The 23650-nt window shown below is 59.5% G+C and carries 25 protein-coding genes and 1 other RNA gene; 12 read left to right on the top strand and 14 right to left on the bottom strand.

Features of this window, described 5'->3' with window-relative positions; translation table 11 throughout:
- Positions 1–15 precede the first annotated feature (15 nt).
- From HYN24_RS15310 to HYN24_RS15300, 3 genes are read left to right on the top strand one after another with little or no spacing between them, the layout of a single operon-like run.
- On the top strand, positions 16–435 hold the full coding sequence (locus HYN24_RS15310) for a gamma-butyrobetaine hydroxylase-like domain-containing protein (protein WP_117610066.1): 420 nt from the start codon (positions 16–18) through the stop codon (positions 433–435).
- 4 nt (positions 436–439) lie between these two features.
- Entirely contained in the window at positions 440–1177 is a 738-nt protein-coding gene (gene ubiE, locus HYN24_RS15305; protein WP_117610065.1) for a bifunctional demethylmenaquinone methyltransferase/2-methoxy-6-polyprenyl-1,4-benzoquinol methylase UbiE, read from the top strand.
- A 12-nt stretch (positions 1178–1189) separates the two neighbouring features.
- Positions 1190–1759, top strand: coding sequence for an SCP2 domain-containing protein (locus tag HYN24_RS15300; RefSeq protein ID WP_117610064.1), 570 nt, complete (start codon positions 1190–1192; stop codon positions 1757–1759).
- Positions 1760–1825: 66 nt separating this feature from the next.
- Here the strand turns inward: HYN24_RS15300 and HYN24_RS15295 are convergent, their stop codons facing one another.
- From HYN24_RS15295 to mnmG, 13 genes are all read right to left on the bottom strand, one after another.
- Complete coding sequence (locus tag HYN24_RS15295; RefSeq protein ID WP_117610063.1) at positions 1826–2251, bottom strand: F0F1 ATP synthase subunit epsilon; 426 nt, start codon at positions 2249–2251, stop codon at positions 1826–1828.
- Positions 2252–2278: 27 nt separating this feature from the next.
- Positions 2279–3679, bottom strand: coding sequence for a F0F1 ATP synthase subunit beta (atpD, locus tag HYN24_RS15290; protein WP_117610062.1), 1401 nt, complete (start codon positions 3677–3679; stop codon positions 2279–2281).
- Between the two features lie 31 nt (positions 3680–3710).
- On the bottom strand, positions 3711–4571 hold the full coding sequence (atpG, locus tag HYN24_RS15285; RefSeq protein WP_117610061.1) for a F0F1 ATP synthase subunit gamma: 861 nt from the start codon (positions 4569–4571) through the stop codon (positions 3711–3713).
- A 17-nt stretch (positions 4572–4588) separates the two neighbouring features.
- Entirely contained in the window at positions 4589–6127 is a 1539-nt protein-coding gene (gene atpA / locus HYN24_RS15280) for a F0F1 ATP synthase subunit alpha (protein WP_117610060.1), read from the bottom strand.
- Positions 6128–6136: 9 nt separating this feature from the next.
- The gene (locus tag HYN24_RS15275; protein ID WP_117610059.1) at positions 6137–6673 is read right to left on the bottom strand and encodes a F0F1 ATP synthase subunit delta; all 537 of its coding nucleotides are present in this window, start codon (positions 6671–6673) and stop codon (positions 6137–6139) included.
- A gap of 3 nt (positions 6674–6676) precedes the next feature.
- The gene (locus HYN24_RS15270; protein ID WP_117610058.1) at positions 6677–7147 is read right to left on the bottom strand and encodes a F0F1 ATP synthase subunit B; all 471 of its coding nucleotides are present in this window, start codon (positions 7145–7147) and stop codon (positions 6677–6679) included.
- A 40-nt stretch (positions 7148–7187) separates the two neighbouring features.
- Entirely contained in the window at positions 7188–7448 is a 261-nt protein-coding gene (gene atpE, locus HYN24_RS15265; protein ID WP_117610057.1) for a F0F1 ATP synthase subunit C, read from the bottom strand.
- 74 nt (positions 7449–7522) lie between these two features.
- Positions 7523–8323: a F0F1 ATP synthase subunit A gene (gene atpB / locus HYN24_RS15260; RefSeq protein ID WP_117610056.1), complete on the bottom strand. Its 801-nt coding sequence runs from the start codon at positions 8321–8323 to the stop codon at positions 7523–7525.
- A gap of 16 nt (positions 8324–8339) precedes the next feature.
- Positions 8340–8684 (bottom strand): ATP synthase subunit I, encoded by a 345-nt coding sequence (locus HYN24_RS15255; protein WP_162888759.1) that lies wholly within the window; start codon positions 8682–8684, stop codon positions 8340–8342.
- Positions 8685–8815: 131 nt separating this feature from the next.
- A complete protein-coding gene (locus HYN24_RS15250) occupies positions 8816–9670 on the bottom strand; it encodes a ParB/RepB/Spo0J family partition protein (RefSeq protein ID WP_117610054.1) in 855 nt (284 codons plus the stop codon).
- Complete coding sequence (locus HYN24_RS15245) at positions 9667–10428, bottom strand: ParA family protein (RefSeq protein ID WP_117610053.1); 762 nt, start codon at positions 10426–10428, stop codon at positions 9667–9669. Before HYN24_RS15245 ends, HYN24_RS15250 begins: the two co-directional genes overlap by 4 nt.
- A complete protein-coding gene (rsmG, locus tag HYN24_RS15240; RefSeq protein ID WP_117610052.1) occupies positions 10425–11042 on the bottom strand; it encodes a 16S rRNA (guanine(527)-N(7))-methyltransferase RsmG in 618 nt (205 codons plus the stop codon). Before rsmG ends, HYN24_RS15245 begins: the two co-directional genes overlap by 4 nt.
- Positions 11039–12925, bottom strand: a complete 1887-nt coding sequence (gene mnmG / locus HYN24_RS15235; RefSeq protein ID WP_117610051.1) for a tRNA uridine-5-carboxymethylaminomethyl(34) synthesis enzyme MnmG — start codon at positions 12923–12925, stop codon at positions 11039–11041. The genes rsmG and mnmG overlap by 4 nt, the downstream gene beginning before the upstream one ends.
- A gap of 117 nt (positions 12926–13042) precedes the next feature.
- Between mnmG and HYN24_RS15230 the strand changes: the two genes are divergently transcribed.
- From HYN24_RS15230 to ssrA, 5 genes are all read left to right on the top strand, one after another.
- The gene (locus tag HYN24_RS15230) at positions 13043–14755 is read left to right on the top strand and encodes a response regulator (RefSeq protein WP_117610050.1); all 1713 of its coding nucleotides are present in this window, start codon (positions 13043–13045) and stop codon (positions 14753–14755) included.
- 129 nt (positions 14756–14884) lie between these two features.
- Positions 14885–16996: a DUF6600 domain-containing protein gene (locus HYN24_RS15225; RefSeq protein WP_117610049.1), complete on the top strand. Its 2112-nt coding sequence runs from the start codon at positions 14885–14887 to the stop codon at positions 16994–16996.
- A gap of 58 nt (positions 16997–17054) precedes the next feature.
- Positions 17055–17648 carry a riboflavin synthase gene (locus HYN24_RS15220; protein WP_117610048.1) on the top strand — a complete coding sequence of 198 codons (594 nt, stop codon included), beginning with the start codon at positions 17055–17057 and terminating at the stop codon, positions 17646–17648.
- Between the two features lie 9 nt (positions 17649–17657).
- On the top strand, positions 17658–18185 hold the full coding sequence (locus HYN24_RS15215; protein WP_117610047.1) for a hypothetical protein: 528 nt from the start codon (positions 17658–17660) through the stop codon (positions 18183–18185).
- Between the two features lie 10 nt (positions 18186–18195).
- Positions 18196–18527: a transfer-messenger RNA gene (ssrA, locus tag HYN24_RS15210) on the top strand.
- Positions 18528–18551: 24 nt separating this feature from the next.
- Here ssrA and HYN24_RS15205 read toward each other — a convergent pair.
- Complete coding sequence (locus tag HYN24_RS15205) at positions 18552–19217, bottom strand: energy transducer TonB (protein WP_117610046.1); 666 nt, start codon at positions 19215–19217, stop codon at positions 18552–18554.
- A 125-nt stretch (positions 19218–19342) separates the two neighbouring features.
- On the opposite strand from HYN24_RS15205, the gene HYN24_RS15200 reads away from it, so the two are divergent.
- The 4 genes from HYN24_RS15200 to HYN24_RS15185 are packed head-to-tail and all read left to right on the top strand — an operon-like array spanning position 19343 to position 23642.
- Positions 19343–20002 carry an energy transducer TonB gene (locus HYN24_RS15200; protein ID WP_240327690.1) on the top strand — a complete coding sequence of 220 codons (660 nt, stop codon included), beginning with the start codon at positions 19343–19345 and terminating at the stop codon, positions 20000–20002.
- Positions 20003–20014: 12 nt separating this feature from the next.
- Positions 20015–20749 carry a MotA/TolQ/ExbB proton channel family protein gene (locus HYN24_RS16280; protein WP_117610044.1) on the top strand — a complete coding sequence of 245 codons (735 nt, stop codon included), beginning with the start codon at positions 20015–20017 and terminating at the stop codon, positions 20747–20749.
- Between the two features lie 2 nt (positions 20750–20751).
- Positions 20752–21162 (top strand): biopolymer transporter ExbD, encoded by a 411-nt coding sequence (locus tag HYN24_RS15190; RefSeq protein ID WP_117610043.1) that lies wholly within the window; start codon positions 20752–20754, stop codon positions 21160–21162.
- A gap of 50 nt (positions 21163–21212) precedes the next feature.
- Entirely contained in the window at positions 21213–23642 is a 2430-nt protein-coding gene (locus HYN24_RS15185; protein ID WP_117610042.1) for a TonB-dependent receptor, read from the top strand.
- Positions 23643–23650: the final 8 nt, after the last annotated feature.

Genomic DNA, 23650 nt, shown 5'->3' with positions numbered 1-23650 from the left:
ACTCAGGAGAACACTATGGCTGGTATTGATCGGGACACCCCGATACCGAGCGAAATCAAGCTGCACAAGAAATCCCGTCGGCTGGAGCTGATTTACGGCGAGGCCCAGCGCTATTCGCTGGATTTCGAGTTTCTGCGCGTCTATACGCCATCGGCCGAGGCGCGTGGGCACGGTGCCGGGCAAGAGACCTTGCAGACCGGCAAGCGCAATGTCGATGTTGATGCGATCGAGCCGGTGGGTACCTATGCCCTGCGCCTGATTTTTTCTGACGGCCATGATAGCGGTCTCTATTCATGGGATCTGCTGTACAACCTGGGCAAGCATCATGATGAACTCTGGCAGGAATACCTGAAGCAAATCGAAACACAGGGGTTGTCGCGGGATATCGACACCTCATCACGTCCGGCGGCGGGAAGCTGCGGCCATCATCACTGAAATCATGAACAACGACAAAACCCATTTTGGCTACGAAACCGTAGCCGAGCAGGAAAAAGCTCGTCGCGTCGCCGACGTCTTCGACTCGGTGGCCAGCCGCTACGACCTGATGAACGATCTGATGTCGGGCGGTATGCACCGTCTGTGGAAGTCTTTTACCATTCAGCGCAGCGGTGTGCGTGAGGGATCACGCGTTCTCGACGTTGCTGGTGGCACCGGCGACCTCTCCCTGGCTTTTTCCAAGCGGGTTGGCAAAAGTGGCCAGGTCTGGCTGACCGATATCAACAATGCGATGCTGGCCCGCGGCCGCGACCGCCTGCTCGACAAGGGCTACATGCTGCCCGTGGCCCAGTGCGATGCCGAGAAGCTTCCCTTCCCTGACGATTGGTTTGATTGCGTTACGGTAGCCTTTGGCCTGCGTAACATGACGCACAAGGATGCTGCCCTGGCCGAAATGCGGCGGGTACTGCGTCCCGGTGGGCGCCTGCTGGTCCTCGAGTTTTCTCAAGTGTGGAAGCCGCTGGCGCCGCTCTATGACTTTTATTCGTTCAAGGTGATTCCACGGGTCGGTCAGATGGTGACCAATGACTCGGATAGCTACCGCTATCTATCCGAATCGATTCGCATGCATCCCGGCCAGGAAGAACTGAAGTCGATGATGGAACAGGTGGGCCTGGAAAAGGTTGAGTACTTCAATCTGGCGCTCGGTGTCGTCGCCCTGCATCGCGGTTTCAAGTTCTAGGCAGTAGTAGCCATGCAAGCGCTCGAATTGCTCGCCTGTCGCGCCCTGAATCATTTGATTCTCGGTGAAAGCTGGGCGCAGGCCCGGCTGGTCGGGCATTCGGGAGCCCACATCCGGATCAATGCCGGGCCATTTGTGTTGCGTCTGGGCATCGATCACCAGGGCCTGTTCCAGGCCGGTGACATCCGACATGAGCCGGATGTCCGCATTGGCTTGCCTTCCGATGTGCTGTTCCGCCTGCTGGTCGACCGCGATGCCTTGTTCACCTCGGTGAAACTAGGTGGCTCGGCCGATATCGCCGAAAGCCTGGCCTTTGTTCTGCGTAATCTACGCTGGGATGCCGAGGCTGATCTGGCCCAACTGGTCGGTGACATTCCGGCCCGGCGTCTGGTCCTTCTGGCCAAGTCTCTGGCTGCCGGGATGCAAAGTGCCCTGGGAAGGGCGGCCGACAACTTTGCCGAATACGCTGTTGAAGAATCCCGGCTGCTCGCGGCCAGCCGTGATACCAACGCCTTCGGCCAGGCGGTCAATCAATTGCGGGATGACGTGGCCAGACTTGAGAAACGGATATCCCGGGTCTAGTTTTGGCGGGATGTAAAATAAAAAGGCAGCCGAGGCTGCCTTTTTTTGGGTCCGGAATTTCCGGAATTAGTGCGTGTGCTTGCGCAGACGCTGGATTGCTTGCAACTGGGCAACAGCTTGTGCCAGTTCTGCTTCAGCAGCAGCGTAATCCATCTCAGCATTCCGATTGGCAAGAGCTTCTTCGGCGCGCTTCTTGGCTTCCAGTGCCTTGGCTTCGTCCAGATCGTGCGCACGAATCGCCGTATCAGCCAACACGGTGATCATGTCGGGCTGAACTTCCAGCATGCCACCGGAAACATACACCAGTTCAAAATCGCTCTGGTTCGGCACCTTCAAACGAATGGTGCCGGGCTTGATGCGAGTCAGAAGCGGTGTGTGCCGCGGCAGAATGCCGAGTTCCCCGGCTTCGCCGGGAAACACTGCGATTTCCACCAGGCCGGAGAAGATCGATTCTTCAGCACTGACGACATCACAATGAACAGTCATAGCCATAACTAGCTCCTATACGACGTTGCGTAATTACAGCGTCTTGGCCTTCTCGAGCACTTCCTCGATGCCGCCAACCATGTAAAACGCCTGTTCCGGCAGGTGATCGTACTCGCCGGCGCAGATGCCCTTGAAGCCCTTGATCGTGTCCTTGAGGGAAACGAACTTGCCCGGCGAACCGGTGAAGACTTCAGCAACGTGGAAAGGCTGCGACAGGAAACGCTGAATCTTACGAGCGCGGGAAACGGCCAGCTTGTCTTCAGGAGACAGTTCGTCCATACCCAGAATCGCGATGATGTCGCGCAGTTCCTTGTAGCGCTGCAGATTCATCTGCACGGCACGGGCAACAGCGTAATGCTCTTCACCGACAACCTGCGGGTCAAGCTGGCGCGAGGTGGAGTCGAGCGGATCGACGGCCGGGTAGATACCCAGCGAGGCGATGTCACGCGACAGCACGACGGTGGAGTCGAGGTGCAGGAAGGTGGTAGCCGGGGACGGGTCGGTCAAGTCATCGGCAGGCACGTAAACGGCCTGGATGGAGGTGATCGAGCCAACCTTGGTGGAGGTAATACGCTCCTGCAGACGGCCCATTTCTTCAGCCAGCGTCGGCTGATAGCCCACGGCGGAAGGCATACGGCCGAGCAGTGCGGAAACTTCCGTACCAGCCAGGGTGTAGCGGTAGATGTTGTCGACGAAGAACAGGATGTCACGACCGTCGTCACGGAAACGTTCGGCCATGGTCAGGCCGGTCAGGGCAACGCGCAGACGGTTGCCCGGCGGCTCGTTCATCTGACCGAACACCATCGCAACCTTGTCGAGAACGTTGGAGTCCTTCATTTCGTGATAGAAGTCGTTACCTTCACGGGTACGCTCACCAACGCCGGCAAACACGGACAGACCCGAGTGTTGCTTGGCGATGTTGTTGATGAGTTCCATCATGTTAACCGTCTTGCCGACGCCGGCGCCGCCGAACAGGCCGACCTTGCCGCCCTTGGCGAACGGGCAGATCAGGTCGATAACCTTGATGCCGGTTTCGAGCAGATCAACAGAAGAAGACAGTTCGTCGAACTTCGGAGCCGGCTGGTGAATCACGCGCAGCTCGTTGGAGTCGATCGGACCGGCTTCGTCGATCGGGCGACCGAGAACGTCCATGATGCGACCGAGGGTGCCCATACCGACCGGCACAGAGATGCCGGCGCCGGTGTTGTTCACCTTCATGCCACGACGCAGACCGTCGGAGGAACCCATGGCGATGGTACGAACGACGCCGTCACCGAGTTGTTGTTGTACTTCGAAGGTCAGGCCGTCTTCTGCCATGCCGTTTGCTTCGGAAGCATCCAGCTTGAGGGCGTCGTAGACCTTCGGCATCGCGTCGCGCGGGAAGTGGATGTCCACAACGGCGCCGATGCACTGAACGATTGAACCTTGACTCATATTCAAATCCCCAAAATTAAAAATCTACGCGTCACACCGCGGCGGCGCCGCTGACGATTTCCGAGAGTTCCTTGGTAATCGCAGCCTGACGGGCCTTATTGTAAACCAGCTTCAAATCGCCGATAACGGTCTTGGCGTTGTCCGAGGCAGACTTCATGGCAACCATCCGGGCAGACTGCTCGGAGGCCATGTTTTCCGCAACGGCCTGATAAATCAATGCTTCAACATAACGGATCAGCAGATCGTCGATCACGGCCTTGGCATCGGGTTCGTAGACATAGTCCCACTTGGTCTTGGCGGAACCGACGGTTCCTCCAGACAGCGGAAGCAGTTGCTCGAACACCGGTTCCTGCTTCATCGTGTTGATGAAGCGGGTGTAGCCGATATACAGCGCATCGATTTCACCGTTCATGTAGGCATCAAGTTGAACCTTGACCGGCCCGATCAGCTTCTCCAGGTGGGGCGTATCGCCCAGCCCGGTGACGTGAGAGACGACCTTGGCGCCTGCGCGCTGCATGAAACCGAGACCCTTGTTGCCGATGCAGGTAGCCTGCAGTTTCTTGCCCGCGGACTCGAATTCCTTCATCTTCGTGACAGCCAGACGAAGAAGGTTCGAGTTCAGACCGCCGCACAGACCCTTGTCGGAGGTGATCAGAACGATGCCGACAGCGGCTTGTTCACGATTCACCAGGAACGGGTGACGGTACTCGGTCAGAGCATGAGACAGATTGCCTGCAACGCGCCGGATCTTCTCGCCATAGGGACGGGCAGCCCGCATCCGGTCCTGCGCCTTGCGCATTTTGGATGCGGCCACCATTTCCATGGCCTTGGTGATCTTGCGCGTGTTTTCGACGCTCTTGATCTTGTTGCGAATTTCCTTGCCGCTAGCCATGTAATTCTCCTAGCTAATCAGGCCCAGCTGCTCTTGAAAGCGACGATGCCTGCGGCAAGTTGCTTCTCGGAATCGGCGCTCAGGTCGGCCGTGGACTCCATGGTGTTCATGAGGTCGGCACAGTTGGCCTTGAGGTAACCAATCATGGCCTTTTCGCATTCCAGGGCACGCTTGACTTCGACATCGTCAAAATAGCCCTTGTCAGCTGCGTACAGCGTGACGGCCATTTCAGAGATGCTCATCGGCGAGTACTGTTGCTGCTTCATCAGCTCGGTCACCAGACGGCCACGCTCCAGCTGCTTGCGGGTGGCTTCGTCGAGATCGGAAGCGAATTGGGCAAAAGCGGCCAGTTCGCGGTACTGGGCCAGGGCCAGACGGACACCGCCGCCGAGCTTCTTGATAAGCTTGGTCTGGGCAGCACCACCGACGCGGGACACGGAGATACCGGCATTGATAGCAGGACGGATACCGGCGTTGAAGAGGTCGGTTTCCAGGAAGATCTGGCCGTCAGTAATGGAGATCACGTTGGTCGGAACGAAGGCGGAAACGTCGCCGGCTTGCGTTTCGATAACCGGCAGAGCGGTCAGAGAACCGGTCTTGCCCTTGATTGCGCCATTGCTGACCTTCTCGACCCATTCTTCGGAAACGCGAGCAGCGCGCTCCAGCAGACGGGAGTGGAGATAGAAAACGTCGCCCGGATAGGCTTCACGGCCCGGCGGACGGCGCAGCAGCAGGGAAACCTGACGGTAGCCCCAGGCTTGCTTGGTCAAATCGTCATAAACGATCAGTGCATCTTCACCGATGTCGCGGAAGTACTCGCCCATCGTGCAACCGGCGTACGGTGCAAGATACTGCAGGGCAGCCGATTCGGAAGCCGGTGCAGCAACGACGATGGTGTTGGCCATGGCGCCATGCTCTTCGAGCTTGCGCACGACGTTGGCGATGGTCGAAGCCTTCTGGCCGATAGCAACATAAACGCAGAAGAGACCCTTGTCCTTCTGGTTGATGATGGCGTCGACAGCAACGGCGGTCTTGCCGGTCTGACGGTCGCCAATGATCAGCTCGCGCTGGCCACGGCCAACCGGCACCATGGAGTCAACGCACTTGAGACCGGTTTGTACCGGCTGCGAAACCGACTTACGCCAAATAACGCCCGGCGCAACCTTTTCGAGCTTGTCGGTCAGCTTGGCATTGATCGGGCCCTTGCCGTCGATCGGCTGACCGAGGGAATTGACCACGCGGCCGAGCAATTCGCGGCCAACGGGAACTTCCAGAATGCGACCGGTGGTCTTGACCACGTCGCCTTCGGAAATGTGTTCGTAAGCACCAAGAACCACGGCACCGACGGAATCACGCTCGAGGTTGAGCGCCATGCCAAAGGTGTTGCCGGGGAATTCCAGCATTTCGCCCTGCATAACGTCTTGCAGGCCGTGCACACGGCAGATACCGTCGGTGACGGATACCACGGTGCCCTGCGTGCGCACTTCCGATGCGCCTTGCAGGTTCTGGATCTTGCTCTTGATCAGTTCAGAAATTTCGGAAGGATTCAACTGCATGAAATTCTCCTAGTTGTTCAGCGCCGTAGCCATGGCGTCGAGCTTGCCGCGGACTGAAGCATCCAGCATCTGGTCGCCAACGATTACCTTGATGCCACCGATCAGGGTCGGATCAACCGACACCGAGGTCTCGAGTTTGGTCTTGAAGACCGTTTCGAGTTGGGGCACCAGGGCTTTCACCTGGTTATCATCGATCGGGAAAGCCGAAATGATTTCGGCTTGCTTGGTGCCTTCTTCGTCGCGCTTGTAGTTTTCGTACAAGCCGGCGATTTCCGGCAACAGCCCCAGGCGGTCATTGTTGGACAGCAGCTGGATGAAGTTCGCCAGCTCCGTATCTACCGCCGTACCGCAGGCAGACCGGAAGAGGTCGACCAGTTGCGGGGCCGCCACATTGGGATCACCGATAGCCGCACGGACTTCGGGACTGGCGGCCACCTGGGCGAGCGTTGCTGCCTGCTCGGCCCACTTGGCCAGATTGCCGCTTTCCTTGGCCGTCCGGAACAGGGCTTCGGCGTAAGGGCGGGCGATAGTGACGGATTCAGCCATTGCTTACAGGTCCTGTTTCAGGGCGACCAGCATGTCGGCATGCGCGGACGCGTTGATTTCCTTGCGCAGGATCTTCTCGGCACCGGCAACTGCCAGTTCGGCGACGCGCTCACGCAAAGCTTGCTTGGCACGTTCGACTTCCTGGTCAATTTCCGCTTTGGCACCGGCGACGACCTTATCGGCCTCAACCTTGGCAGTGCCCTTGGCTTCTTCGACGATCTGCTGCGCACGCTTTTCGGCTTGAGCGATGAGGTCCGAGGATTTCTCCTTGGCTTCACGCAACGCATCGGCGGAACGCTTGGCGGCGAGCTCTTGCTCGTGCTTGCCACGTTCTGCTGCAGCCAGGCCATCAGCGATCTGTGCTTGACGGTCTGCCATCGCTTTTTGGAGCGGCGGCCAGACGTACTTCATCGTAATCCAGATGAAGAGACCAAACCAGATTGCCTGGCCAATCAGTGTAGCGTTGATGTTCACGCTAACCTCCTGGTTATAAGGGTTTCAGGGGCGCGGTTAATTACTTCAGCAGAGCCAGGAACGGATTTGCGAAGAGCAGGAACAGAGCGATACCAACACCGATCATGGTCACGGCGTCGAGCAGACCGGCGACGATGAACATCTTGACTTGCAGCGTGGGGATCATTTCCGGCTGGCGAGCGGCGCCTTCCAGGAAGCGGCCACCCAGGATACCAAAGCCGATGGCGGTACCGAGAGCGCCGGCGCCGATCAGGATGGCAACAGCGATAGCGGTGTTGGAGAGAACGGTTGCGAGTTCCATGTTTACTCCTCAGTAAGGTTGGTTTATTGCGGGGTTAAAGTAAAAAGTAAAAACGACAAGTAAAGCGGTACAGATTAGTGCGATTCAGCAGCCATCGACATATACACGATGGTCAGCATCATGAAGACGAAGGCTTGCAGGGTAATGATCAGGATGTGGAACAGTTCCCAAGGCAGTGCCAGCGGCAGCTGATAGATGCCGAGCAGGGCGATCAGGATGAAGACCATTTCACCGGCGTACATGTTGCCGAAGAGTCGCAGGGACAAGGAGATCGGCCGGGCGATTTCTTCAACGATACGGAACAGCAGGTTGATCGGGGCGAGCTTGAGACCAAACGGCACGGCGAAGACTTCATGCATGAAGTGGCCGAAACCCTTGACCTTGAGGCCCATGACGATCGAGATGACGAACACGGTGAGCGACATGGCGAAGGTCAGGTTGGGGTCGGTGGTCGGCACGAACTTGAAGGGCAGGTGATGATTGCCGGTGGCAGCTTGCAGCGCGACGGGCAGGAAATCGACCGGAATCAAGTCCATGGCGTTCATGACGAACACCCAGACGAAAATGGTAATGGCCAGCGGGGTAACCAGGGCGCTCTTGCCATGGAAGGTATCGCGAACCTGCTGGTCGACGAGGCCGACCACCATTTCAACGAAGTTCTGGCCGCCTGACGGGACGCCCGCGGTGGCCTTGCTAGCCAGCATGGCCATCAGGCCGAAAACCACCAGACCCAGAATGCCGGAAACCAGCAGGGTGTCGAGGTGGAAAGTCCAGAAACCGGTACAGACTCCATCGACCTTGGCGCTGTCTGCACAGACAGCGAGATTGGTCAGGTGGTGTTGAATGTAACCAGTGGTGCCGCCTTCTGCGCTCATGTTTTCTCCAGTCAGCCTAGCGTTGCTTCAGCAGTGCCATCCAGTAGATGACGAAGGTTGATGCGTATCCAAGAAAAAGCGGTAGTACCGCCACATCCTTGTACCCTAAAAACACTAGCGCAAAGCCGATGAGAGTGAGCAGAAACTTGAACCCCTCTCCAGCGGCTTGCGCCCGATATGCTTTGACCGGGTCGGCGCCTGGACTCAATCGCAGGGCTCTCAGAACGTATCCGAGATTGGCGATGAATCCGATTGATCCCCCGATCAGAACCGAGACTGCCGCATTTGCACTAAGGAACAAACCCGCCGTAATGGCCAGGGCTGCAGTTAGCGCCGCCTGGCGGCTGAGAATCCAGCTCACTTGCGGATGCAAGACATGCCTCGATCAATAACCGTGCGAGTGTACCGGAGTCTTATAGAGGAGTCAATTTCCGAAGCGTGAAAAGTGAGGGTTTTCCCGTATTTGGGGCTAATTTCGATTAGTGACATCGCTTATCCATTGAGCCGCGAAATGAGCCCGTCGAGCTGGTCCAGACTCGAGAAATCGATGGTGACCTTGCCGGCACCCTTTTTATTGGAGCGGATGGCGACCGTGGTGCCCAATCCGTCGGAGAGGCGCTCTTGCAGGCTCAGGAGGTCGCGGTCGATAGCTTTTTCCGGCGAGTGCTTCGGCGGATTCAGGAGTTGCTGGACCAGGCGTTCGGTATCGCGAACCGATAGCCCTTTCTGGACGATGCGCTGGGCCAGGCCGACCTGCTGGCCGCTCGATACGGGCAGGAGGGCGCGGGCATGGCCCATATCGATCTGGCCGCTCATGAGGAATTCCTGAACGGGCGGGGTAAGCTGCAGCAAGCGCAACAGGTTGCTGGCGGCGGGGCGGGAGCGGCCAACGGCATCGGCTGCCTGCTGGTGGGTGAGGCCGAATTCGTCGATCAGGCGCTGCAGGCCCTGGGCCTCTTCCAGCGGGTTGAGATTTTCGCGCTGGATATTTTCGATGAGCGCCATGGCCAGTGCCTGCTCGTCCGGGATGCTGCGGACAAGGACCGGCACTTCCTTCAGACCGGCTAGTTGAGAGGCGCGCCAGCGGCGCTCGCCGGCAACGATTTCGTAGCGCTCGGCGCCCGGCGTGCTGTCCACGGCGCGGACGAGGATAGGCTGCATGATGCCCTGCGCCTTGATCGAGGCGGCCAATTCGGCCAGCGAATCCTGATCCATGTGGGTGCGCGGCTGGTATTTGCCTGGTTTCAGGCGCTCCACCGGCAGGTTACGTTGTTCATCGCCCTGCGGCTTGTCGCTGCCGGAAAGCAGCGCGTCGAGGCCACGGCCGAGTCCTTTCATCTTGATCATTGGGCGACCCTTTCAAGAATTTCTTTGGCCAGTGCGCTGTAGGCCTGCGCGCCCCTGGAGTTTTTGTCGAAGGCGATGACCGGCTTGCCGTAGGACGGCGCTTCAGCCAGCCGGACATTGCGCGGCACGATGGTTTTGTAAACCTTGTCGCCGAAATGGCTTTCGAGTTCGCTCGACACCTGTTGGGTCAGCGTGCTCTGGCCGTTGTACATGGTGCGCAGCAAGCCTTCGATTTCAAGGCGGGAGTTCAGGTGGTGGCGTACCTTGCGCAGCGTTTCGACAAGATCGGACAGGCCTTCCAGCGCGTAGTACTCGCACTGCATGGGAATAAGCACCGAATCGGCAGCAACCAGCGCATTGACGGTCAGCATGTTGAGGGCTGGCGGACAGTCGATGAGCACGAAATCGTACTCGGCGTGATTCTGCTGCAGGGCATTTTTCAGGCGGTATTCGCGCTGGTCGAGGTCGATCATTTCGACTTCTGCGCCGGCCAGTTCGCGATTGGCCGGCAGGATGTCGAAGTCGAAATCGGTCCGGATGCAGACTTCGAGCAGCGTGGCGGCGCCGATCAACAACTGATAAACGGTCGGCAACGCTTCCTTCTTGGTGATGCCGGCGCCGGTCGTGGCATTGCCCTGCGGGTCCATGTCGATGAGCAGGACGCGCTTGCCCTCGGCGGCCAGTGAGGCGGCCAGATTGACAGCGGTCGTCGTCTTGCCGACGCCGCCCTTCTGGTTGGTAATGGCGAGTACTTTCATGACCCGGCTTTCAGGATAATCAAATGTCGTTCGGCATCCAGCCCCGGCACGGTGAGCGGAATGATCGCTTCAACCATGATGTCGGCTGGGAGTGCCTGGAGTTCGTCGTCCGGCCGCACGCCCTTCATGGCCAGCCAGCGACCGTCCGGCGCCAGCAGGTGACGGGTCAGGCTGATGAACAGGCCAATTTCGGCAAAGGCGCGCGAGCTGATCTGGGCGTATTGCCCCGGCATTTCCTCTACCCGGGCATGGTGCACCGTAACATTCTTCAGTGCCAGTTCGATGACGGCTTGCTGCAGGAAAGTGGTTTTCTTCTGCACCGTGTCGACCATGCTGACTGCCAGATCAGATCGGGCAATGGCCAGCGGAATGCCGGGCAGACCGCCGCCGCTGCCGACGTCAAGCAGATTGCCGGGGCCGACATGAGGCAGGATGGCGAGCGAATCGAGCAGGTGGTGCGAGATGGCTTGGGCCGGATCGCGCAGTGCCGTCAGGTTGTAGGTCTTGTTCCACTTGAGGAGCAGGTCACGGAAGGCCATCAGTTTTTGCTGCGCCTCCGGCGGCAGGGCGATGTCGAGGGCGGCCAGGCCGCCGGCAAGTGCGTTCTGGCTCATGCGGTGGAGGACAGGCTGTGGCGTTTGAGGTGGATCAGCAGGAGCGACACTGCGGCCGGTGTGATGCCCTGAAGGCGCGAGGCCTGGCCAATGGTCTGCGGCCGATGCTGGGCGAGTTTCTGGCGGACCTCGTTGGACAGTCCGGCCACCGTGCTGTAGTCGAGGTCAGCCGACAGGGTGATGTTTTCGTAGCTGGCGGACTTGGCAACCTCCTCTGCCTGACGGTCGATATAGCCCTGGTACTTGGCTGAAATTTCGAGTTGCTCGACGACAGCGGGGTCGGATTGCGCCTCGCCAGCGCCGGGCAGGGTGAGCAATGCGGCGTAGCTGACTTCCGGGCGGCGGAGCAGTTCGAACAGGTTGTATTCGTGTTCGATTGCTTTACCCAGGACGCGGATGCAGTCGTCGGCCGGCGTCAGTTTGGGATTGACCCAGGTCGACTTCAGGCGTTCCTGCTCGGCGGCGATGCTATCGCGTTTCCGGCAGAAGGTCGCCCAGCGGACATCATCGACCAGGCCGAGCGCCCTGCCCTGCTCGGTCAGGCGCAGGTCGGCATTGTCCTCGCGCAGGCTCAGGCGGTATTCGGCGCGGCTGGTGAACATCCGGTAGGGGTCGGAGACGCCACGGGTGATCAGGTCGTCGACCAGAACACCGAGGTAGGCTTCGTTGCGCTTCGGGCACCAGCCATTATCGCCACGGACATGGCGAACCGCATTGATGCCAGCGAGCAGCCCCTGGGCGGCAGCTTCTTCGTATCCCGTGGTGCCGTTGATCTGGCCGGCGAAAAACAGGCCGTTGATGGCTTTCGATTCGAGCGTGTCCTTGAGGCCGCGCGGATCGTAGAAGTCGTATTCGATGGCGTAGCCGGGGCGCAGAATGTGGCAGTTTTCCATGCCACGGATCGAGCGTACCAAGGCCAGCTGGATGTCGAAGGGCAGGCTGGTGGATACGCCGTTCGGGTAGATTTCGTGCGTCGTGAGGCCTTCCGGTTCGAGGAAGACGTTGTGCTGGTTCTTGTCGGCGAAGCGATGGATCTTGTCTTCGATCGACGGGCAATAGCGCGGGCCGACACCTTCGATGACGCCGGTGTACATCGGGGAGCGATCCAGCCCGCTGCGGATGATGTCGTGGGTACGCTCGTTGGTTTCGGTGATCCAGCATGGTAGCTGGCGGGGGTGCTGGGCGGCGTTGCCGAGGAAGGAGAAGACCGGCATCGGGTTATCCGAATGCTGTTCTTCCATGACCGAGAAATCGATGGTCTTGCCGTCGAGTCGCGGCGGTGTGCCGGTCTTCAGGCGGCCCTGCGGCAGCTTCAGTTCCTTGAGGCGGGCGGCCAGCGAATTCGATGGTGGATCGCCCATGCGGCCACCGGTGTAATTTTCCAGCCCGACGTGAATCTTGCCATTGAGGAAGGTGCCGGCGGTCAGCACGACGGCGTCGGCCATGAAACGGATACCCAGTTGGGTGACGGCGCCGGTGACGCGATCACCGTCGACCAAGAGATCGTCGCAGGCTTCGGCAAAAATGGTCAGATTGGGCTGATTTTCCAGACGGCTGCGAATCGCCTGCTTGTACAGCACCCGGTCGGCCTGAGCGCGCGTGGCGCGGACGGCTGGACCTTTCGAGGCGTTCAGAATGCGGAACTGGATGCCCGCTTCGTCAGTGGCTGCCGCCATCGCCCCGCCCAGGGCATCAACTTCACGGACCAGATGGCCTTTGCCAATGCCGCCGATCGATGGATTGCAGCTCATCGCCCCGAGCGTATCGAGGTTATGCGTCAGCAGCAGCGTGTTCGCACCGGCCCGTGCCGCGGCAAGCGCAGCCTCGGTGCCGGCGTGGCCGCCGCCGACGATGATCACATCGAAACGGGTGGGGTAGAGCATGGGATCGGGTATGTTGCAGTGCAATGGCGGACCGCGGATTTTACTTCAGGGCGCTGAAATATCACAGGTTTTTGCCAATTCCTTGCCCTGTCTGGCGAACTCAAGTAAGTTGGCGAAATGAGCACACGCCAAGCCAAGGGGAAAAACCCTCTCGACAACGACGAAATGCTGCTGATTTTGCAGCAATCGCTGACTAAAAAGCGCGTTCTGATTGTTGATCGACACTCGCCGGCCCGTGATTCCCTGCGCCTGATGCTGGGGGCACTGGGGGTGACGCAGGTCCATGGGGCGGGCAATTCGGCCGAAGTGATCCGGCAGGTCAAGGCCAATCGTTTCGATATTGTGCTCTCGGATTTCGTCCTCGACGACGGTCGGGATGGCCAGCAGTTGCTCGAAGAACTTCGTCATGCCCACCTTATCCCCTTATCGACGGTGTACATGATCATTACCAGCGAACGGGGTCATACCAATGTGGTGGCGCTGGCCGAGCTGACTCCGGACGATTACCTGATCAAGCCGTTTACGGCGGATCAGCTGCAGATACGCCTGATCCGGGCGATTTACCGCAAGCACGTGCTGCGCAAGATGTACGAGCATATCGAAGGCGGTGCGTTGCAGGAAGCCATCGCCGCCTGCGACCGGGTGATCCAGCAGCAACCGCAATACGGCTACGACGCCCTGCGTTTCAAGGGCGATCTGCTGCATGCTTTGGGCAAGACGCGTGAGGCGGAAGAAGTCTTCCGCCATGTCCTCGAAGGGCGGGTTGTGCCTTGGGCCAAGATGGGACTGGCAACGGCGCTGCGTGATCGCGGGGCCCTGAGCGAAGCCGAGAAGCTCGCGGAACAGGTCATCGACGAAGCACCGGACTACCTGTCAGCCTACGATTTCCTGGCATCCGTGCACGAAGCCCAGGGCAAACTGGAGGCAGCCCAGCAGACCCTGCAGCGGGCCGCCGACGTGTCGCCGCACAACACTGTGCGACAACGCCTGGTTGGCGATGTGGCAGCCCGCAACAAGGATCTCTTGGCAGCCGAAAAGGCTTATATCAAGGTGATCGAGCGAGGCCGGGGGTCGAGTCTGCGGACGGTTGACGATTTTGCCAACCTGGCCCGTGTTCTGATCGATCGCGGCAATGTCGAAGGGACGCGAAAAGTCGCCGCCGACATGAAGCGTGAGTTGCGTGGCGACAAGCAGGCCGAAGTGGCGGCACTGGTGACTGAAAGTCTCTGCCTGAATAGCGAGGGGGCTGTGGACAAGGCCAGGCATCTCGTCGATCAGGCGCTGGCGCTGCAAAAGTCCCTTAGAAGCGAAGCGGCCGAACAGGGCAAACACGTGTCGCAGCGCCTTGCGGTCGATCTGGCTCACGCCTGCTACACCATCGGCAAGGAGGGCGAGGCGACCAAAATCATGCGTCAGGTGGCGGCCGAAAACCACGAGGACAAGACCCTTATCGACCACATCACCAGCGTTTTTGCCCAGACCGGACAGCACGATGCCGGCAAGGATCTGCTCGAACAGGTCGGCAAGGAAATCGTCGACCTCAACAACAAGGGCGTCATGGCGGCGCGCGAGGGCGACCTTGAAGGGTCGGTCGCGTTTCTCATGCAGGCAGTCGAACAGATGCCCAACCTGCAATTCCTGGTGAATGCCACCAAGGCGATCTGTGCGCTAATGGACAAGAAGGGCTGGAATGAAGAACTGGCCGCCCGCGCTCATGATTATCTCCAGCGCGCCCAGCGCAAGGATCGCAAGAGCTCCAAGGTGGCCTCGGCCCGCGAGTTCTATGTCACCGTCGCGAGGAAGTACGGTATCGCCACTGACAAGGCCTGAGCGATCAGTCCGGCAACATTTTGAAACCATTTAATTGGCCGGCTGACTCATCCTTTCTCGATCTGGCGCGTTGATTACCCATCGGCCCGACTTTTCGTGCGGGCGAAGCTTTCCCTTCGGGAGTCCTCGATGCTGCAATGTATTAAAAATATCCTGCTCACGCTGACCATGACGCTGGCCCTGCCGGCGGTGGCGCAGAGCGACCCGCCGGCGCGTGTCGGGCGTCTGGCCCATATCGAACATCAGGTCGATTTTCGGGTTGACCGTAACGAACAGGCGGGACCGGCAACGCTCAACTGGCCGGTCAGCAGTGGTGCGGTGCTGGAAACCGGGCAGCGTGGCCGGGCCGAAGTGTGGATTGGATCCACGGCCTATCGACTGGCCGATGACAGCCAGCTTGAGTTTTCCGTTATTGACGATGCGCAGGTCGATGTCCGCCTGAATGGCGGCAGCCTGGCTGTCAGCATCCTCGATCGCGATCAGGTCGAGGATGTGGTGGTGGCGACGCCGGATGGCAATGTTCGTTTCCTGACGCCGGGACGCTATCGCATCAACGTTTTTGCTGATCATAGCGAACTGAGCGTGCAGGCCGGCCGTGCCACGTTCGATGACGGCCAGCGCATGATGCCGGTGGCTGCCGGCCAGCGGGCCAGTCGCTGGAGTGATGGCAACGTCCAGATGGATGGTGGGCGTGCCTACGACGGGTTCGATCAGTGGGTGGCCCATCGTGAAAATGCGACCCTGGCCGGTCAGTCGCGTCGTCTGGTTTCACCACGCATGACGGGCTATCAGGATCTTGATGCTTATGGTGACTGGCAGACGGCACCCGATTACGGTTCGGTGTGGTATCCCCGGGCGGTGGCCGATGACTGGGCGCCGTACCGCGATGGCCGCTGGGCCTGGGTTGCCCCCTGGGGCTGGACTTGGGTTGACCAGGCGCCCTGGGGCTTTGCTCCCTTCCACTATGGTCGCTGGGCAATCATTGGCGGTCGCTGGGGCTGGGTTCCCGGTCGTCTCGTCGCCCGCCCTGTTTACGCCCCGGCCCTCGTCGCCTGGATCGGCAATCCCGGCTGGAATGTCGGCTTCCGCTCCGGTTCAGCACCTGCTGTCGGCTGGTTTCCGCTCGCCCCGCGCGAGGTTTATGTACCTAGCCATCGCCACAGCCCGAATTACGTCCGTCAGATCAACGTTACCCATATTCGTGACGTGAGCGTTATTGATCGGGCTGTCCGTGGGGTGCCACAAGCCCCGTTTGCTCACCATGACTTGCCGCGTGCAGTCACTGTTGTACCAGCCAATCTGATGCGCGAGGGTAGTGTGATTTCGGCCCGTCAGATACAGCATCCAGAGCGTCAGGATCTGCGGCGTGCGCCGCTTGCCGGCCCTGCCCCGAATGCCGAGTGGCTGGCCCCGACGCCGGCCGCCACTGGCTCCCACAATGGTGCAAGACATGAACCACCGAACCGGCCGCGCCGCGAGCTCGAGGCTGCGAGGCCCAACGTCCCGGCGACGAGCCAACTCTTGTCCGAAGCGCAGCTGCGCAATGGGGATCGGCCAATTGTTCGCCAGCCGATCCTGGATGCTCCTGGCAGCCAGAGTTTTGAGCCGCGTCGTGAAGGCTGGCGTAACGCCCCCGAGATGCGTCCAGGAATAGAGCGACAGGCCCGCCCCGTTGACCTTGCCCCAGGCCCGGTTGGGTCTCGCCGCGAGGCCGCTCTGCCGGAAACACGTATACCTGCACCTGCGCCACTACCTGAGACCGGTCGGGCACGTCCGGCGGATGTTGTGCCGATGCCGGGGCGCGATGTCTTGCGTCGTCCGGAAGTTGTTGATCCGCGTGGTCGCCTCCCAGAGCCGCTCAGCGCCCCGCTACGACGTGACCAGCCAATGCCCGAGGCGCGGCCGGAGGGTCATCAGATACGCCCGGTGATGCCGCCGGAAGTCCAGCGACTGGAGCGGCCGATGCAGCAACCTCGTGAACGTGAAAATCCACCGCTTGTGCGTCAGCCCGAAATGCCCAGACCGACACCGGAAGTCAGGATGTCAGCCCCGCCGCCGGTGCGAGAAATGCCGCAAGTGCGGGTTGAGCCGCCCCGGCCGGTCATTCAATCTCCGGTCCCCGCCCCGGCACCAGTTCCCCAGCAGCGGATCGAGCCGCCGCGTCAGGCAGCGCCGCAAGGCGGAGGTCCGGCTGAACCGCGCCGACAACATGGCAGGGACGACGAGCGGGGTGCGCGCTAAAGCCGGGTGGTCAATCGACCGTGATAAAGTCTGACTTTTGCGCAACGCAGGATTAGTCATGTTTTCAGGAATTGTCGCGGCAGTTGGCCACATTACTCACCTTACGCCACGCGAAGTTGGCTTTCGACTTCATGTCAATGCGGGTGGCCTTGATCTGGATGACGTCGCGCTGGGCGATTCGATTGCCCACAATGGCGTCTGTCTGACCGTTGTCGCCAGGCAGGGCGATGAGTTCATGGTCGATGTCTCGCCGGAAACGCTGTCCTGCACTGTTGGTCTCGATGCGCCCGGCCCGGTTAATCTGGAAAAAGCCTTGCGGCTGTCTGATGTTATTGGTGGGCACCTGGTTTCAGGGCATGTCGACGGTGTTGGCGAGGTCCTCCGTTTTGACCCTGTCGGTGATAATCGACTGCTCGAAATCCGTGCCCCGAAAGGTATTGCCAAGTTCATCGCACGCAAGGGCTCGATCGTCGTCAATGGCACTAGCCTGACAACCAACGACGTCAATGGCACCGACTTCACCATCAACCTGATCCCGCATACCCTTGAAAATACCACGCTCCACTTGCTTAAGCCGGGCAGCACGGTCAATCTCGAAGTCGACCTAATCGCCCGCTATTGCGAGCGACTGCTCAGTGCAGAGCGCGAGTAAGCCCCAACCATGCATTGGCGAGGCATTGTCGGTGCGCTGGTTGGTGGCCTGTTGGCTGGTTGTGCCGCCTATGACGGGTTCAGTCTGCAAGCGGGTGGGGGGCGGATCGAAGCGTTAGAGCGGATCATGGGGCAACCGGCCATGCGCTGGAATGACGCGGATGGAGGACAGACGCTGGTCTATCCTCGGGGGCCAATGGGTTTTCATACCTTCTTTGTACGCAGTGATGCCCTCGGTAATTTTGTGGGTAGGGAGAATGTTCTCGATACCGGGCACTTTTCCCGTATTCAGGTCGGCATGACGCAAGATCAGGTGTTGCGCATCCTGGGGCCGTCAGTTGCGGAGTGGACTACTTATTTCAAGGCACGTGACGAGCTCGTCTGGGAATGGCGTTTCTGTGACGACTGGAACGAGCCGGCGCGCTTCAATGTGTTATTTGATGGCAGCTCGCGGCAGGTACGGTCGACGCTGTCCGCTCCCGAAAGCTCCCGCGCAATGTCCATTAGTGACGATCGCCGGGGATGGTGCGGTCACTGATTTTTGTCGGCGACGAGGCCTCGCTTGTAAAACCCCCACCCCGCCCCCATAATTGAAAGCATGGTTGTAATTCCGGCAATCTGGAGGCGTTCTGGACAGGGGTTCGATTCCCCTCACCTCCACCCAAGCACATCGATATCGGTGTTTTTGGTTGGGGGTGTACTGGTTTCGACAGGGCGGGCAAAGGTGAGCAGGCAACTCGTCAGGCGATCGACGTTAATGAAGCAAATCCATAAATGCCAATGATGAGCATTTCGCTATTGCCGCCTAAAAACGGTTAGCCGGGGCTGCTAGAGCCTTGTTACCAAAGATAGCCGGCGGGGACTTCGGTCCCCGTCGTCACGTCTGTTTCCCGGCATTGCCCGATTAATTGTCCAGTTTGAAGACAATCGGTACGATGACCGACGCTTCGATGGTTTCGTCGCCGCGCTTGGCCGGGACGAAGTGCCAGCGGCTGACGACACGGCGGGCGGCGTTGTCTAGGCGCTCAAACGTGCTGGTTTTTTCGATCTCGATACTGGCTGGCAAACCGTCCGGCATGACCCTTACCCTGAGCAGTACTCTGCCTTCCTCTCCCATGCGGCGAGATAGCAACGGATATTCGGGGAGCGGGTTGTGCAGGTAGGCGGCATCGAAACGGGGTGCTGAAGTGGGTGCAGGGCCGGCAGTGAGGGGGGTTGATGCGGCCGGAACCGTGGGTACGGCTGGGACTGTGAAGGTGACAGGGGGGCTGGTCGGTTCGACGGCTAGAGCGAGTACCGGTTGTGGGCTCGGGGAGGGTTTTTCTCGTTGCGGAGTGGGTGTCGGCGATGGCTTCGGGGCAATCGCCGGGGGCGCTGTCCTGGTTGCCGAAATGTGCTCGGTTAGCTTCACCTGCACTGAAGCGGGAGGCGTCGTTTCGAGCAGGTCGATGCTCGGTGTAAGCGGGTAGAACAAGATCAGCCCGTGCAGCACCAGCGCGATCAGGAAGTAGCGAGCGCTGTGCCGCCATTCGGACGTTTTCAGCTGGGGAAGACGGGCACCGGCAGACATCCGTCCATTATATCCGGGGGGATGTGACAATTTGCCACATGGGCAAGCTGTGTATATCTGCATAGAATCCAAATCCCCGTAAGTTTCTGTTTTTCAATATTTTTGACATGGATCGAGCGCCTCCGGTGACTGCGGTTGTATTGCCTCCTCTCGATTTCGCGGAAGCACCCTTGTCGCCAGGCGAACGCATGGCGAATGTGGTGCTGGTTGTCCTGCTGCATGCCTTCCTGGCTTACGGCATGCTCTACCTTTCGGTCAAAAACGAACTGATTGCTTTGCCGCAAAGCATCAGCGCGCGTCTGTTGCCGATGATCGAAGAGAAGCCGGAGCCAGCCAAGCCCTTGCCACCTCCCAAGTCGCCGCCACGTAAGCAGCCCGTCGCCCAGCCACAGCCGGTGCTCGCGGTGGCCAGCCCGGCGGTGACGAGCAGCTTCGCCGTGGCGCCACAGCCGCCTGCGCCGCCACCCCAGCCGGTGGTGGCTGCCCCTCCTGCCCCGCTGGCTGTGGTAGCTGCCCGATTCGATGCGGATTATCTGCACAATCCGAAACCGGTTTATCCCGCCCTTTCGCGACGCATGAACGAGGAAGGCAAGGTTTTGCTGAAAGTACGTGTCAGTGCGCAAGGGACTGCGCTCGACGTGGCCATTTCAAAATCAAGCGGCTTTCCGCGGCTTGACGCTGCAGCGGTCGATGCCGTTGGCCGCTGGCGCTTCGTGCCGGCGAGGCGGGGCGACGAAGCGGTCGATTCTTCGGTGATCGTTCCAATCACCTTTGCATTTGAGTAGGAAAGGGAAAACATGCATTCACCAATGGGCCTCGCCCACTTCTGGGACCAGGGCGATCTGGTAACCCACGTCACGGCTTTGATCCTTGCCGTGCTGTCATTGGTTTCGTGGTCGCTGATATTCAGCAAGCTGATGTCGACCTGGCGTGCGTCGCGTTCGCAGGAGCGCGCATTGGCTGCCTTCTGGGATGCCAATTCCCTGCCCGAGGCGCTCGAAATCCTGCGCCGTGAGGATCCCTCGGGGATTTTTGCCGGGCTCGCATTGACTGGCGCCCATTCGGCTCAGGCGCACCAGCAGAATGCCGCCCGAGGCATCGGCGCGGGCGTCAATGCCAGCGAGTTTGTGACGCGCTCGATGCGTTCCCATATCGTCAATACGCAAGCGCGGATCGAACGTGGTCTGACCTTTCTTGCCTCGGTCGGTTCGACTGCTCCCTTCATTGGCCTGTTCGGCACGGTATGGGGTATCTACCACGCGTTGGTCGGCCTCTCCGGGGCAACGCAGGTGGTCCTCGACAAGGTTGCCGGCCCGGTTGGTGAAGCGCTGATCATGACCGCCGCCGGACTCTTCGTGGCGATACCTGCCGTACTCGCTTACAACGCCTTCACCCGGGCCAATCGTCTGGTTGCCGTTCAGCTCGACGGCTTCGCCCATGACCTTCACGCCTATCTGACGACTGGCGTACGGGTTGGCGGCAATGTCAATCTGGTTGATATCGGTGCCGCCCGCACCAGCCGGCAGGCCTGATCATGGCATTCGGAAGCTTCGACGAAGCGGGTGTCACCCAGCCGATGGCCGAAATCAACACGACGCCGCTGGTCGACGTAATGCTCGTGTTGCTGGTCATCTTCATCATTACCGCACCGCTCTTTCATCAGGCAGTGCCGATCGACCTGCCGCAGGTCAATGCCACGAAGCTCGACGACAAGCCGGAAGTGATCCAACTTGCCATTGATGCTGCAGGCAAGGTTTTCTGGAATGGCGAGGCCATTGAGCGCGACGGGCTGGAGGCACGTTTCGCGGCGGCCAGCGCTCGCCAGCCTGAGCTGCACCTGCGCGCCGACCGCAAGGTCGCGTACGAAAAGGTGGCCGATGTCATGGCAGCGGCCCAGCGCGCCAGTATTGTAAAAATTGCTTTTCTGACCGAATCGGCGCGTTAGACGCCGTCATTTTCGCCTTTATCGGGCGCACGATTTTTTGGGGCTATCGCGTGAAGCACAGTACTTTCAGATTCAACGGCATTTTCCTGGCCGTCATTGCTGCCATTTCGCAGCTTCCGGCAGCCCATGCTGCCGAGCAGGAAATCGACAAGCAGCTCGGCGAAATGGTGATCAAGAGCGACAAGCCGGCTATCCCGGCCAATGTGCCATCGACCACCGAAAGTGTGACGGCGCAGCAAATTGCCGAAAGCGTTAATTCGGTATCCTCGGCCGGTGCCCTGCAATATGTGCCTAGCGTTCATGTCCGTGAGCGGTTCATCGGCGACGTCAATGGTGGCTTGGCCATGCGCATGTACGGTGTCAATTCCAGCGCCCAGACGATTGTTTACGCTGATGGTCTGCTCCTGTCGAATTTCCTCAACAACAGCTGCTGCCCAGGCCCGCGCTGGGGTGTGGTGTCACAGCATTCGATCGACCGGGTCGACGTCATGTACGGCCCTTTCTCCGCCCTGTATCCAGGCAACTCGATCGGTGGCGTCGTACTGATGACCACGCACATGCCGAGCAAGCTGGAAGCGCATGCCCAGATTGATGTCTTCAACGAGCGTTTCAAGCTCTACGGGACGGATGACAATTTTTCCGGCAATCACCTTGCCGCCACGGTTGGCAACAAGGTCGGCGACTGGTCATTCTGGTTGAGTGCTGATCGTCTGGATAATCACAGTCATCCGACGGATTTCACGGCGGCGACGCTGAGAAAATCAACCGAACCTGCTGTTGTTGCTTCGGGACCAGGAAGAAACACGACAACTGTTACGGGCGCCTATTTTGATCAGGATATCGCCAATAAGCAGAGGGTCAATACGGCGTCTATTAGCGCCGATCACACGGTCAAGAATGACGGCACGCTGAAAGTGGCCTACGACTTTTCACCCAGCGTTCGCGCGACTTACACCTTCAATGTCTGGCAGAACACGTCCGACAAGGCGGTGGAAAGCTATTTACGGGATGCTGCGGGGAGCACAGTCTATGGCACCAGCACGTCGGCAACTAACCCGTATCGTTTCGTACGGATCAATGGCCAGGATTATTCCGTGACAGCACCCAGCGTCAGCTATTCGGAAGCTGAGTATTTCATGCATGGCCTGTCGGTCAAATCGCAGACTGGCGGCACCTGGGACTGGGAGCTGACCGCCAGCCTCTTTGACCAGAGCAAGGATGTGACGCGCGCTTCGTCAGGCAATTCCGGTACGACCCCCAGCACATCGGCAACAGCCGGGACAATTACGATTCTCGATGGCACCGGCTGGCAGACCCTTGATTTGCGTGGCGAATGGCGTCCTGGCGGCAACCGGCAGAGCGAACACCAAGTCAGTTTTGGCTATCACAACGACAGCTACACAACCAAATCAGATCAATACAATCTTGGTGCCGGCAACTGGCAAACCAGCAATGCTGGTGCATTGAATACCAATTCCAGAGGCGTGACCTCGACTGATGCCATTTACCTGCAGGATGCCTGGCAGATTGCTCCAGCCGTCAAGCTGGTGGTCGGTGGCCGGGCTGAAAAGTGGACGGCATCGGATGGCAGCAACTACGCCAGTGGCACCAATGTTACCTATCAGGACAAGACCGTTCAGGCTTTCTCACCCAAGGCCTCGCTGACGTTGCTGCTGACCGACGACTGGTCGCTGCGCAGTTCCTACGGCCGTGGCGTGCGCTTCCCGACAGTCAATGAACTGTTCAAGAATGTCGGTATCAAGACGGCCAGCGGTGGCAACCCGACGCCCGCCGAAATCGCTGCCTTTCCCGCCCCATACAATGTGGCACTGACGAACAACCCGAACCTCAAGCCGGAAACCGCCGAGTCATGGGAATTCGCCCTTGAGCGCTTCCTGCCCAGTGGCTTGTGGCGGACCTCGGTGTTCGGAGAGGAAAGGCGCAATGCCCTGGTTTCCCAGTCAGATGTCACGACTCTGCCAGGATTCAGCATCAGCAGCGTACAAAACGTTGATCGGGTGCGCACCTACGGTGTCGAAACGTCACTACAGTCGCGCGACCTCCTGATAAATGGTCTCGACCTGTCCGGCAGCATTGCCTACATTCATTCCCGGATTGCCGAGAACCGAGCCAACCCGGGGCTGGAGAACACCGAACTGCCGCTCGTTCCTGACTGGCGTGCCTCGATGCTGGCGGTTTACCATGCTTCCGATGCCCTGTCGTACAGCCTCGGCTGGCGTTACAGCGGACGGCAGCACAGTGGGCTGGCCAATGCCACGACCGGAGCCTATCCCGATCCTAATCCCAATACCTATGGTGGGCGCAGCAGTTTCAGTGTCTTCGATGCCAAGGTGCTCTACCGGGTATCCAGGCAGTGGTCTGCCTCCGTCGGCGTCGACAACATCACCAACGTCAAGTACTACACGCTGTATCCTTATTCGCAGCGAACCATTTTTGCCGGGGTCAAGTTTGATCTTTGATCATTGCG

This window comes from Dechloromonas sp. HYN0024 (assembly GCF_003441615.1).
In the GTDB taxonomy this organism is placed as follows: domain Bacteria; phylum Pseudomonadota; class Gammaproteobacteria; order Burkholderiales; family Rhodocyclaceae; genus Azonexus.
The sequence above is the reverse complement of the archived record's forward strand: the minus strand, read 5'-3'. Positions and strand labels throughout refer to the sequence as shown.